The organism is Geodermatophilus sp. SYSU D01180, from assembly GCF_054050415.1.
In genome coordinates, this window is sequence record NZ_JBJGZH010000004.1 from 224,597 (window position 1) to 236,299 (window position 11,703).

The following is an 11,703-nucleotide window of genomic DNA, read 5'->3' on the forward strand; positions in this document are numbered from 1 at the left end:
ATCAACGGTGCCCGGACCGGCTCCGTTCCATGCGGCCGGTCAGGCCCGCCGCGGCTCGACCGGCAGGCCGGCGCCGCGCCCGGCCAACACCGCCGCCCCGACCGCGGACGCGCTGCGCAGCGGCAGGTACGTCACCGGCCGGCAGAGCAGGGCGGCGAGGGTCTCCCGCACCAGCGGCGCGCGTCCCCCGCCCCCGGTCAGGACGACGGGACCGTCGGGCACCTCCCCCAGCAGCCCGGCCGCCGCGGCGACGGCGGACAGCACCCCCTCGACGGCGGCCCGGGCGAGGTCGGCGCGGGTGGTGCCGGCGCCCAGGCCGGACCAGCCGGCGCGGTCCCCGGGCCCGGCCACCCCGCCGCGCTCGGCGGTGAGGAACGGCCGGAACACCGCTCCCCCGGCCCCCGGCGGCGACGTCGCGGCCAGGTCGAACAGCGCGGCGGGCGGGACGCCGAGCACGCCGGCCACCCAGGTCCACGCCGAGCCGCCGTTCTGCAGCGCGGCCATCGCGTACCAGCCGTCCTCGGCGTCGGCGTAGCCGTGCACCGGCGGGTCGTCGGCCGGTACGGGCGTCCAGCCGGGCCGCAGCACCTGCGCGCCGGTACCGAGGTTGACCTGCAGCCCGCTCGTCGTGCCGGCCGCGAGCAGCGCCAGCGGGGTGTCCCCGCCGCCGACGACGACCGGGACCTCCGCCCCGCCGAGCACCGCCGTCCCGGCCACCTCCGCCGAGGGCCGCACCGCCGGGAGCAGGCCGGGCGGCACCCCGGCCGCGGCCCGCGCGGCGGCGGACCAGCCGTCGGCGACGACGTCCCACAGCAGCGTGGCCGAGGCGTCGCTGCGGTCGGTGACGCGCGGGTCGGTGCCGGGCAGCAGTGTGGCGCGGAGGGCGTCCTTGGGCAGCAGGACGGCGGCGGCGCGGTCGACCAGGCCGGGCCGGTGCGCCGCCAGCCAGGCCAGCACCGGGCCGGTCATGCCCGGCACCAGCGGGTTGGCCAGCGCGGCGCGGTCGGGAGCCGGCAGCGCCCGCCACCGGCCGACCTCCGCGGCGGCCCGCCGGTCCGGCCACAGCACCGCGGGCGCGAGCGCGGCGCCGGCGTCGTCGACGAGCACCGTGCCGTGCATCTGGCCGGACAGGCCCAGCCCGTCCACCGGCCGGCCGCCCAGCGCGGGCAGCAGCCGGGCCAGGGCGTCGTCGAACGCCGCCCGCCAGGTGCCGACGGCGCACTCGGCCCAGCCCTCGTGCGGGCTGTCCACGGGGTAGCCGGCCTCGGCCTCGGCGACGGTGCCGCCGTCCTCGTCCAGCGCGACGAGCTTGAGCCCGCTGGTGCCGAGATCGGCACCGAGCAGGACGGCGCTCACCGTGGGCCGTGCGCGAACCCGCCGGAGCGGCCGGTGCGGTCGGCCAGCAGCCCGGCCAGCGTGCTCAGCGCGATCTCCGCCGGCGCCCGGGAGCCGATGTCCAGCCCGATCGGCCGGTGCACCCGGGCCACCTCCTCCGGCGGGACGCCGAGCGCGGCCAGCGCCGCCACGTGGGGGCCCTCGTGCCGCGGGTTGCCCATGACGCCGACCCAGCGGACCCGGCGGGCCAGCGCGTCGCGCAGCACCTCGCCGAGCTCGGGACGGTGGTGGTCGGTGACCACGACGTCGGCCCGGTCGAGGTCGAGGGGGTCCTCGAGGTCGGCCAGCGTGCGGGCGCCGTCCCCGCCGGCCGGGTCGACCAGCGCGGTGCGGAAGCCGAGCTCGGCGCCCCAGCGCAGCAGCACCTCCGCGACCGGCGAGGCGAACACCGCGACCAGCACCCGGTCGGTCGCCGGGGCGGCCGGCGCCCCGTGCGCGACGCCGCAGGCCGGGTCGCTCACGCGGCGCGCTCCGGGCTGTCGCCGTAGGCGTACCCGGCGTCGGCGTACCGGCCGCCGACGGCGACCCCCGGCGGGGCGATCTCGCCGAGCCGCGCGAGGTCGTCGGCCGACAGTTCGACGGCGAGCGCGCCGGCGTTCTCCTCCAGGTAGGACCGCCGCTTGGTACCGGGGATCGGGACGACGTCGGGGCCCTGCGCGAGCACCCAGGCCAGCGCCAGCTGCCCGGGCGTGCAGCCCTTCTCCGCGGCCAGCGCGCGGACGGCGTCGACCAGGCGCAGGTTCGCCGCGAACGCCTCCCCGGTGAACCGCGGGTGGGTGCGCCGCCAGTCGTCGTCGGCGAAGTCGTCGGGGCTGGTGATCGCGCCGGTGAGGAAGCCGCGACCGAGCGGGCTGAACGGCACGATGCCGATGCCCGCCTCGCGCGCGACACCCAGCACCTCCGTCTCCAGGTCCCGCGTCCACAGCGACCACTCGCTCTGCAGCGCCGCGATCGGGTGCACGGCCACCGCCCGGCGGACCGACGCCGCGGACGCCTCCGACAGGCCCAGGTACCGGACCTCGCCCTGCTGCACGAGCTCGGCCATCGCCCCGACGGTGTCCTCGATCGGCACCCGCGGGTCCACCCGGTGCTGGTAGTAGAGGTCGATCACGTCGACGCCGAGCCGGCGCAGGCTGGCCTCGGCGCAGGCGCGCACGTTCTCCGGCCGGCCGTCGATGTCCATGCCCCCGCGGTCGTTGCGCCTCAGCGAGAACTTCGTCGCCAGCTGCACCTCGTCGCGCCGGTGCCGGATCGCCTCGCCGACGAGCTCCTCGTTGTGCCCGTCGCCGTAGACGTCGGAGGTGTCGAGGAAGGTGATCCCGAGGTCGAGCGCGCGGTGGACGGTGGCGATCGACTCGTCGCGGTCGGCGGCGCCGTACATCTGGCTCATGCCCATGCAACCCAGGCCGAGGGCGGAGACGACCAGGCCGTCCCGGCCGAGGGTCCGGGGAGACGCAGGAGAGGTCATGCCCGCATCCTCGTCCCGCCGCGAGCGGCCCCGCCACCGGCCGTTTCCGGTCCGGGTGCCCGGGTAGCCGCCCGGACGACCGAACCCGGGAGGACCCCATGAGCGCGCGCCCCGCCCGCCGCACGGCCCGACTGCTCGGCCTGGCCAGCCTCGGCCTCGGCACCTCGATGCTGGCCTCGCCCGCGGCCGTCGCCCGCTTCGCAGGCGTCGACGACTCCCCCGTCGCGCTGCCGGTGGTCACCGCCGTCGGCGCCCGGGAGCTCGCGCACGCCGCCGGCCTGCTCGCCGGCCGGCCGGGCTGGGCGTGGACCCGCGTCGCCGGCGACGCCGTCGACCTGGCCGTCATGGGCGTCGCCCTGCAGAACCGGCGCGGGGAGCGGGAGCGCCGGCTGCGCAACGTCGTCGTCGGCGCCTCGGTGCTGGCGGCGCTGGACCTGCTCACCGCCCTGCGCTCCCGGCGGCGGCGGACATCGGCGCCCTCCCTCACCCCGGTGACCCGGCCGACGACGGGGCTGGTGGCCCCGATGATCGACGTCCGGCCGGCGCTGGCCGGCGAGCCCCGGCGCCCGGTCGCCCCGGCCCCGGACGCCGGGTAGGGCTCAGCCGCGCGCCAGGCCGTCGACGCGGGCGACCTCCTCGGCCGACAGCGCGAAGCCGCCGACCTCGAGGTTGGCGCGGATCCGCTCCGGGGTGGCCGACTTCGGGATCACCACCACGCCGTGCTCGACGTGCCAGCGCAGCACCACCTGCGCCGGGGTGACGCCGTGCGCGTCGGCGACCTCCCGCAGCACCGGGTCGCCGAGGTCGGTGTTCTTGAACGGGCTGTAGCCCTCGAGGACGACGCCGCGCTCCCGGTGCCCGTCCTCCACCGCCGGGTCGTACAGCGCCGGCGCCCAGCTCACCTGGTTCACCTGCGGAGTCACACCGGTCGCCCGGGTCAGCCGGTCCACCGCGTCCAGGGAGTAGTTGCTGACCCCGACCGCCCGTGCCCGCCCGTCCTCGCGGGCGGCGACGAACCGCTCCCACAGACCCTCGTCGGAGCTGCCGGGCGGCCAGTGCACCAGCCACAGGTCGACCGCGTCGAGGCCGAGGGCGTCCAGCGACGCCGCCAGCGTGCGGTCGGCCCGGCCCGCCTCGCGCGGCGGCAGCTTGGTGGTCACGAAGACCTCGTCCCGGTCGACGCCGGAGTCGCGCAGCGCCCGGCCGACCTCGGCCTCGTTGCGGTACATCGTCGCGGTGTCCAGATGCCGGTAGCCGGCGTCCAGGGCGGTGCGGACGGCGTCGTAGCAGGTGCTGCCGGTCATCTGCCAGGTGCCGAAGCCGAGCAGCGGCATGCTGCCGCCGCCGGCCAGCGGCGCGGACGGGAGGGGCGCGGTCATGCCGCAGCCCTGCCCGGGCCGGCGGGCGGCGACACGCGTCCTGAGCGGACGGACCCGGTCAGGAACCCGTCGCCGGCGGGCGGCGGCCCGGGGGCGGACGGGACGGCGGCGCGGCCGGGAAGCCGGCGGAGTGGTGGGATGGGACACACGGCGCCCGCCCGGAGCGCCGGCGAGGAGGTCCGCGTGCAGTACGCCGAGTCCGTCGTCGACCTGATCGGCGGCACCCCGCTGGTCCGGCTGTCGAGGGTCACCGCCGACCTCGGCCCGGACGCGCCGCTGGTGCTGGCCAAGGTCGAGTACCTCAACCCCGGCGGCTCGGTGAAGGACCGGATCGCCGTGCGGATGGTCGACGCCGCCGAGGCCAGCGGGGAGCTGGAGCCCGGGGGGACGATCGTCGAGCCGACCAGCGGCAACACCGGGATCGGCCTGGCGCTGGTCGCCCAGCAGCGCGGCTACCGCTGCATCTTCGTGTGCCCCGACAAGGTCAGCCAGGACAAGATCAACGTGCTGCGGGCCTACGGCGCCGAGGTCGTCGTCTGCCCCACCGCCGTCGACCCGTCCGACCCGCGGTCGTACTACTCCGTCTCCGACCGGCTGGCCCGCGAGACCCCCGGCGGCTGGAAGCCCGACCAGTACGCCAACCCGGCCAACCCGCGCTCGCACTACGAGACGACCGGCCCGGAGATCTGGGAGCAGACCGAGGGGAAGGTGACCTGCTTCGTCACCGGGGTCGGCACCGGCGGCACGATCAGCGGCATCGGCCGCTACCTCAAGGAGGTCAGCGACGGCGGGGTCCGGGTCGTCGGCGTCGACCCCGAGGGGTCGGTGTACTCCGGCGGCACCGGCCGGCCCTACCTGGTCGAGGGCGTCGGCGAGGACTTCTGGCCCGAGGCCTACGACCGCTCGGTCGCCGACGAGATCGTCCCGGTCTCCGACGCCGACTCCTTCCGCATGACCCGGCGGCTGGCCCGCGAGGAGGGGCTGCTGGTCGGCGGCTCCTGCGGGATGGCCGTCGCCGGCGCGCTGCGGGCGGCGGAGGAGCTGGGTCCCGACGACGTCGTGGTGGTGCTGCTGCCCGACGGCGGCCGCGGCTACCTCAACAAGATCTTCAACGACCGGTGGATGGCCGACTACGGCTTCCTCGACGTCGCCACCGGCGAGACGGTGGGCGAGCTGCTCGCCGCCAAGGACGGCGCGACGCCGGTGCTGGTGCACACCCACCCGAACGAGACGGTCCGCGACGCCATCGACATCCTGCGCGAGTACGGCGTCAGCCAGATGCCGGTCGTGCGGGCCGAGCCGCCGGTGACCGCCGGCGAGGTCGTCGGCTCGGTGGACGAGAAGGTGCTGCTCGACGCGCTGTTCGCCGGCCGTGCCTCGCTGTCGGACCGGGTGGAGAGGCACATGTCCGCGCCGCTGCCGATCATCGGCTCCGGCGAGCCGGTCAGCGCCGCGGTGGCCGAGTTCGGCGAGGCCGACGCGCTCGTGGTGCACGTCGACGGCAAGCCCGCGGGCGTGGTCACCCGGCAGGACGTGCTCGGCCACCTGGCGGGGGTGACCCGGTGACCGGGCTCGACGGCTTCGACACCCGCGCCATCCACGCCGGTCAGGACCCCGACCCGGCGACCGGCGCCGTCGTCGTCCCGCTGCACCTGGCCACCACCTTCAAGCAGGACGGCGTGGGCGGGCTGCGGAACGGCTACGAGTACGCCCGCAGCGCCAACCCGACCCGCGACGCCCTGCAGCAGCTGCTGGCCTCCCTCGAGGAGGGCACCGCGGGCCTGGCGTTCGCCTCCGGCCTGGCCGCCGAGGACACCCTGCTGCGCACCGTGTGCCAGCCGGGCAGCCACGTCGTCCTCGGCGGCGACGCCTACGGCGGCACGTTCCGGCTCATCTCGAGGGTCGTCTCGCGCTGGGGCGTCGAGCACACCCCCGTCGACCTCAACGACGCCGACGCCCTGCGCGCGGCGATCCGGCCCGGCGCCACCCGCGTGGTCTGGTGCGAGACGCCGACCAACCCGCTGCTCACCATCGCCGACATCGCGCTCACCGCCGAGGTCGCCCACGAGGCCGGCGCGCTGCTCGTCGTCGACAACACCTTCGCCAGCCCCTACCTGCAGCGGCCGCTGACCCTGGGCGCCGACGTCGTCGTGCACTCGACGACGAAGTACCTCGGCGGGCACTCCGACGTCGTGGGCGGCGCGCTCGTCGTCCGCGACGCCGACCTCGCCGAGCAGCTGGCCTACCACCAGAACGCCATGGGCGGGGTGTCCGGCCCGCTGTCGGACTGGCTGGTGCTGCGCGGGATCAAGACCCTCGGCGTGCGGATGGAGCGGCACCAGACCAACGCCGCCCGGATCGCGGAGTACCTCACCGGGCATCCCGGGGTGTCCCGCGTCCTCTACCCCGGCCTGCCCGACCACCCCGGCCACGACATCGCGGTCAAGCAGATGTCCGGCTCGGGCGGGATGCTGTCGTTCCGGCTGGCCGGCGGCGAGGAGGCGGCGCTGCGGGTCTGCGAGCGGGCGCGGCTGTTCACGCTGGCCGAGTCGCTGGGCGGGGTCGAGTCGCTGATCGAGCACCCGCACCGGATGACGCACGCCAGCGCGGCCGGCTCGCCGCTGGAGGTGCCGGGCGACCTGGTGCGCCTGTCGGTGGGCATCGAGGACGTCGACGACCTGCTCGCCGACCTGGAGCAGGCGCTGGCCTGAGCGTCAGCGCGGAAGGGTCAGGATCTTCGGGCCGCCCTCGGTGACCGCGACCGTGTGCTCGACGTGCGCGGCCCGGCTGCCGTCGGCGCTGCGCAGCGTCCAGCCGTCGGCGTCCACCCGGTAGTCGTCGCTGCCGCCGGCGAGGAACCACGGCTCGATCGCGATCACCAGCCCGGCGCGCAGCGGCACGCCGCGGCCGGCCCGGCCCTCGTTGGGCACGTGCGGCGCCTCGTGCATGGTGCGGCCGACGCCGTGCCCGCCCTGGTCGGTGTTGATGCCGCAGCCGCCCGCCCGGCCGACCGCCCCGATCGCCGCCGAGACGTCGCCCACCCGGTTGCCGACGACGGCCGCCGCGATGCCCGCCGCCAGCGCGCGCTCGGCGGTCGCCACCAGCGCGAGGTCCTCCGGGCGCGCGGTGCCGACCGGGAAGGTGACCGCCGAGTCGCCGACCCAGCCGTCCAGCGTGGCGCCGGCGTCGACGCTCAGCAGGTCGCCGTCCTCGAGCTCCCGGGTGGTCGGGATGCCGTGCAGGGCGACGTCGTTGACCGACAGGCAGACCACGCCCGGGAACGGCGGGGTGGTCGCGTGCGGGGCGTAGCCGAGGAACGGCGAGGTGGCGCCGGCGTCGGCGAGGACGTCGCGGGCCACCGCGTCCAGGCGGGTCAGCCGGACGCCGGGGGCGGCCGCGGCGCGGACGGCGGCGAGCATGTCGGCCACCACCGCCCCGGCGGCCCGCATGGCCTCCAGCTCGCCCGGCGTGCGCAGCTCGATCATCGTGGTCCTCCCGGGATTGGTATCCCGGTATTACTATCACGCCATGGTACGACCGCCGCTGAGCCCCGAGGAGCGCGAGCGCGGCCGCCGGCTGGGCGCCCTGCTGCGGGCCGCCCGGGGCGACCGCTCCCCCGCCGAGGTCTCCGCCGCCTCCGGGGTGAGCCTGGAGGCGCTGCGGAAGATCGAGTCCGGGCGGGTGCCCACCCCGGCGTTCTTCACCGTCGCCGCGCTGGCCCGCGCGCTCGACGTCCCGCTCGACCGGCTGGCCGCCGACCTCACCGCGCCGGGCACCGGGGCCGCGCTCTCCGCCTGAGAGCGCTCAGTCGGCGATCGACAGCGCCCCGGTCGGGCACTGCTGCACGGCGTCGCGCGCGGCGTCCCCGTCGTCCGGCGTCTCCTGCAGCACCCGCACCGCGCCGTCGTCGTCGACCTCGAAGGCGTCCGGGGCGAGCAGCTCGCACTGCCCCGAGCCCACGCACAGCTCGCGGTCCGCGGCGACCCGCATCAGCGGGTCCCGCCCAGCCGGGCCGGCAGCCGCTTGAGGCCGTTGACGAACGAGGACGCCAGCCGGTCGGGCGGGCCGGTGACCTCGAGGTCGGGCAGCTGGTCGAAGATCGCCCGGAAGGTCACCTGCAGCTCGCGGCGGGCCAGGTGCGCGCCGAGGCAGAAGTGCGGACCCTTCGAGCCGAACCCGACGTGCGGGTTGGGGTCGCGGCCGACGTCGAAGCGCTGCGGGTCGGCGAAGACCTCGGGGTCGCGGTTGGCCGCCGCGTAGAACAGCAGGAACTTCTCCCCGGCGGTGAACCGGTGCCCGCCGACCTCGCCGTCCTGCGTGGCGGTGCGGCGCATCCAGGTGACCGGGCTGACCCAGCGCACGACCTCCTCGACGGCGGTGCGGTCCAGCGAGGGGTCGGCGGCCCACCGCGCCCGCTCCTGCGGCCACTCCGACAGCGCCAGCAGGCCCTGGGAGATGGCGTTGCGGGTCGTCTCGTTGCCGGCCACCAGCAGCAGGATGAAGAACGAGGCGATCTCCTGGTGGGACAGCCGCTCGCCGTCGACCTCGGTGGTGACCAGCGCGGTGGTGAGGTCGTCGCGGGGCTCGGTCACCCGCTCGGCGGCCAGCCGCTCCATCAGCGCGGCCATCTCCATGCCGGCGGTGAGGAAGGCGGTCAGCGGGTCGTCGTTCTCGATGAGCTCGGGGTCGCCGCCGGACAGGATGACGTTCGAGTTGGCCAGCACCGCCGGCCGGTCGGCCTCGGGGACGCCCATCATGTCGCAGATGACCCGCAGCGGGATGGGTGCGGCGATGTCGGCGACGACGTCGACGACGCCGCCGTTCGCCTCGGCCGTCGCCCGGGCCCGCGCCAGGACGTCGTCGACGACGGCACGTACCGAGTCCAGGGTCCGCTCGAGCATCCGCGGGGTGAACGTCTTCGAGACGATCCGGCGGATCTTGGCGTGCCGCGGGTCGTCCATGCTGATCAGCGAGCCGTAGAACTCGTTCAGCTCGGCCGGGACGTCCTGCATCGACACCGCGCCCTCGCCGGAGCAGAACACCGCCGGCCGGGAGCTGATCGCTTCGAGGTCGGCGTAGCGGGTGACGGCGTGGTAGCCCGGGCCGGCCGGGATGCCGGGGAGGTCGGGCTCGGCGAAGAACGCGAAGGGGCGCTCCCGGCGGAGCCGGTCCAGGGCCGCGTGCCGCTCGGCCGGCGGGCGGGTCCACCAGTCCCGGTCGGACAGGTCGACGCCGGACAGGTCGACGCCGGACAGGTCGACGCCGGACAGGTCGACGCCGGCGGGGTCGACGACCTCCGCACCGGGCTCCGTCTGCGGGATCGGGGCCTCGACGCTCACGGACGACCTCCTCGCCGAACGGTCAGCAGTGACCGTCAACCTAGAGAGGACGCCGTGTGACAGGCAACACACCCGCGCACGTGCCGCGCGGCCGCCGGCGGGTCAGGCGTCGCCGCGGTCGACCAGGTCGCCGTACTCGGGGTGCCGCTCGATCCAGCCGCGGACGAACGAGCAGCGCGGGACCACCGTCTCCCCGCGCGACCGGACGTCGTCCAGGGCCGCCCGGACGAGCCTGCCGCCCAGCCCGGACCCCTCGGCGTCGGGGTCGATCTCGGTGTGGGTGAAGACCACCTGCGCACCCCGGCGGGAGTAGGCGGCCAGCCCCAGCAGGCGGTCGCCGTCGCGGATCTCGTAACGCTCGGACTCGGGGGCGTCCTGCACCGTCGGCTCCATGCCGTTCCGCAACCCGGCGGGGGTCCGCCCTGTTCCCGCCGGCGACCGCTGTCCCCGCCGACGACCCCAGGACGCGACGAGGGCCCCGGAGCGTCTGCTCCGGGGCCCTCGTGCCGTGGTAGCGGGGACAGGATTCGAACCTGCGACCTCTGGGTTATGAGCCCAGCGAGCTACCGAGCTGCTCCACCCCGCGTCGGTAGGACCCACTGTACACGCCTCTCCGGGGCCGCTGCGGGGGGTGTGGGCAGCGCCACCCGGGTAGGACCGCCGGGACCGGGTGAGCCGCCGCCCGGCAGCGCTCCGGCCCCCGGAGGCACCCGATGACCGCGAGTACGGGCAACCAGGACGTCGTCGAGATCCTCACCACCGACCACCACGAGGTCCTCGACCTTGTCGGCCGCATCCCCGCCGCCGACCCCGCCGAGCGGCGGGACATGGCCGACACCGTGATCGCCGAGCTGATGCGGCACTCGGTCGCCGAGGAGATGTTCGTCTACCCGGCCGTGCGCGAGCACCTGCCCGACGGCGAGGCCGCGGTCCAGGACGACATCCAGGAACACCAGCAGCTGGTGGAGGTGATGAAGGAGCTCGAGGACGTCGACTCCGCCGACCCCCGGTTCCTGGAGACCCTCGGCCGCCTCGAGCAGGTGCTGCGCCACCACGTCTCCGACGAGGAGACCGAGCAGTTCCCCCAGCTGCGCGCCCGGCTGAGCCCGGACCAGCTCGTGGAGATCGGCCGGAAGGTGGAGGCGGCGAAGAAGGCCGCGCCCACCCGGCCGCACCCGTCGGCGCCGCACAGCGCGCTGTTCCACAAGACCGTGGGACCGGGCGTCGGGATGGTGGACCGGCTCCGCGACGCGCTGACCGGCCGGTCGGACAACACCTGAGGCACCGGGCCCCGGCCCTCCGGCCGGCGGGCCGGGGCCCCGCACGGTGTCGGGGACCTTGTCCGCCGTCGGGCGCGGGAGGACGCTCGACCCGCGGCGATGCCGCAGGGGCACCGCCGCCGGTCCGAGAGGGGGGCGGCATGTACGCCCGATCCACCACCATCCGCGCCAACCCCGGCTCGCTCGACGACGCGATCGCCTACGTACGCGACGAGGTGTGGCCGGCCCTGCAGGACATGGACGGCTGCGTCGGCCTGTCGATGCTGTGCGACCGGGAGTCCGGCCGCTGCATCGCGACGTCGGCGTGGGAGGACCAGGAGGCGATGCGGGCCAGCGCCGAGCGCGTGCACCCGATGCGCGAGCACCTGAGGGAGCGCTTCGGGACCGGTGAGGATCTCGAGGTGCAGGAGTGGGAGATCGCCGTCCTGCACCGCGAGCACACCGCCGGGGACGGCGCCTGCGCACGGCTCACCTGGAGCCGCGGCGACCCGGCCCGGGTCGACCAGATCCTCGAGGTGTACCGCACCACCCTGATGCCGCGGCTCCAGGAGCTGCCCGGCTTCTGCAGCCTGAGCCTGCTCGTCGACCGGGACAGCGCCCGCGCCGTCGGCACGGTCGTGTTCGAGGACCGTGCGCACCTGGAGGGGACGCGGGACCAGGCGCGCAGGCTGCGGGAGGGCGCAGTCGACACGATGGGCATCGACATCCTCGACGTCGCCGAGATGGATCTCGTGGTCGCCCATCTCCGGGTGCCCGAGACCGTCTGACCCCGGGCACCCCAGGGCGCGGAACGGGCCCCGGGCCCCCCCCCCGCGCGGGGGGGGGCGGGGGGCTGGTGGTTT

The 11,703-nt window shown here is 76.1% G+C and carries 14 protein-coding genes and 1 tRNA gene; 6 read left to right on the forward strand and 9 right to left on the reverse strand.

The genetic code is table 11. The features are described 5' to 3' along the window. Window positions 1-39 precede the first annotated feature (39 nt). The 3 genes from ACI8AA_RS06195 to ACI8AA_RS06205 are packed head-to-tail and all read right to left on the reverse strand — an operon-like array spanning window position 40 to window position 2,863. Entirely contained in the window at window positions 40-1,356 is a 1,317-nt protein-coding gene (locus ACI8AA_RS06195; RefSeq protein WP_457043624.1) for an FGGY family carbohydrate kinase, read from the reverse strand. Next, on the reverse strand, window positions 1,353-1,856 hold the full coding sequence (locus ACI8AA_RS06200; RefSeq protein ID WP_457043625.1) for an XdhC family protein: 504 nt from the start codon (window positions 1,854-1,856) through the stop codon (window positions 1,353-1,355). The genes ACI8AA_RS06195 and ACI8AA_RS06200 overlap by 4 nt, the downstream gene beginning before the upstream one ends. Next, complete coding sequence (locus ACI8AA_RS06205; protein WP_457043626.1) at window positions 1,853-2,863, reverse strand: aldo/keto reductase; 1,011 nt, start codon at window positions 2,861-2,863, stop codon at window positions 1,853-1,855. The genes ACI8AA_RS06200 and ACI8AA_RS06205 overlap by 4 nt, the downstream gene beginning before the upstream one ends. A gap of 98 nt (window positions 2,864-2,961) precedes the next feature. Here ACI8AA_RS06205 and ACI8AA_RS06210 point away from each other — a divergent pair, with 98 nt between their 5' ends. Further along, on the forward strand, window positions 2,962-3,459 hold the full coding sequence (locus tag ACI8AA_RS06210; RefSeq protein WP_457043627.1) for a hypothetical protein: 498 nt from the start codon (window positions 2,962-2,964) through the stop codon (window positions 3,457-3,459). Between the two features lie 3 nt (window positions 3,460-3,462). On the opposite strand, the gene ACI8AA_RS06215 is transcribed toward ACI8AA_RS06210, so the two are convergent. Then, a complete protein-coding gene (locus ACI8AA_RS06215; protein ID WP_457043628.1) occupies window positions 3,463-4,242 on the reverse strand; it encodes an aldo/keto reductase in 780 nt (259 codons plus the stop codon). Between the two features lie 183 nt (window positions 4,243-4,425). On the opposite strand from ACI8AA_RS06215, the gene ACI8AA_RS06220 reads away from it, so the two are divergent. Both ACI8AA_RS06220 and ACI8AA_RS06225 read left to right on the forward strand, forming a co-directional pair. Further along, complete coding sequence (locus tag ACI8AA_RS06220) at window positions 4,426-5,808, forward strand: cystathionine beta-synthase (RefSeq protein ID WP_457043629.1); 1,383 nt, start codon at window positions 4,426-4,428, stop codon at window positions 5,806-5,808. Beyond that, the gene (locus ACI8AA_RS06225; protein WP_457043630.1) at window positions 5,805-6,953 is read left to right on the forward strand and encodes a cystathionine gamma-synthase; all 1,149 of its coding nucleotides are present in this window, start codon (window positions 5,805-5,807) and stop codon (window positions 6,951-6,953) included. Before ACI8AA_RS06220 ends, ACI8AA_RS06225 begins: the two co-directional genes overlap by 4 nt. Window positions 6,954-6,956: 3 nt before the next feature. Here ACI8AA_RS06225 and map read toward each other — a convergent pair whose 3' ends face one another. Continuing rightward, window positions 6,957-7,727 (reverse strand): type I methionyl aminopeptidase, encoded by a 771-nt coding sequence (map, locus tag ACI8AA_RS06230; RefSeq protein ID WP_457043631.1) that lies wholly within the window; start codon window positions 7,725-7,727, stop codon window positions 6,957-6,959. Between the two features lie 43 nt (window positions 7,728-7,770). On the opposite strand from map, the gene ACI8AA_RS06235 reads away from it, so the two are divergent. Further along, complete coding sequence (locus ACI8AA_RS06235; RefSeq protein ID WP_457043632.1) at window positions 7,771-8,040, forward strand: helix-turn-helix domain-containing protein; 270 nt, start codon at window positions 7,771-7,773, stop codon at window positions 8,038-8,040. A gap of 6 nt (window positions 8,041-8,046) precedes the next feature. On the opposite strand, the gene ACI8AA_RS06240 is transcribed toward ACI8AA_RS06235, so the two are convergent. From ACI8AA_RS06240 to ACI8AA_RS06255, 4 genes are all read right to left on the reverse strand, one after another. After that, on the reverse strand, window positions 8,047-8,232 hold the full coding sequence (locus ACI8AA_RS06240) for a ferredoxin (protein ID WP_457043633.1): 186 nt from the start codon (window positions 8,230-8,232) through the stop codon (window positions 8,047-8,049). Continuing rightward, on the reverse strand, window positions 8,232-9,581 hold the full coding sequence (locus ACI8AA_RS06245) for a cytochrome P450 (RefSeq protein ID WP_457043634.1): 1,350 nt from the start codon (window positions 9,579-9,581) through the stop codon (window positions 8,232-8,234). The genes ACI8AA_RS06240 and ACI8AA_RS06245 overlap by 1 nt, the downstream gene beginning before the upstream one ends. Before the next feature lie 102 nt (window positions 9,582-9,683). Further along, window positions 9,684-9,962 carry a GNAT family N-acetyltransferase gene (locus ACI8AA_RS06250; protein ID WP_457043635.1) on the reverse strand — a complete coding sequence of 93 codons (279 nt, stop codon included), beginning with the start codon at window positions 9,960-9,962 and terminating at the stop codon, window positions 9,684-9,686. A 128-nt stretch (window positions 9,963-10,090) separates the two neighbouring features. Next, window positions 10,091-10,167 (reverse strand) — tRNA-Met (locus ACI8AA_RS06255). Window positions 10,168-10,294: 127 nt separating this feature from the next. Here ACI8AA_RS06255 and ACI8AA_RS06260 point away from each other — a divergent pair. Together ACI8AA_RS06260 and ACI8AA_RS06265 are read left to right on the forward strand one after the other, a co-directional pair. Next, on the forward strand, window positions 10,295-10,861 hold the full coding sequence (locus tag ACI8AA_RS06260) for a hemerythrin domain-containing protein (RefSeq protein WP_457043636.1): 567 nt from the start codon (window positions 10,295-10,297) through the stop codon (window positions 10,859-10,861). A gap of 140 nt (window positions 10,862-11,001) precedes the next feature. Beyond that, the gene (locus ACI8AA_RS06265; RefSeq protein ID WP_457043637.1) at window positions 11,002-11,628 is read left to right on the forward strand and encodes an antibiotic biosynthesis monooxygenase; all 627 of its coding nucleotides are present in this window, start codon (window positions 11,002-11,004) and stop codon (window positions 11,626-11,628) included. Window positions 11,629-11,703: the final 75 nt, after the last annotated feature.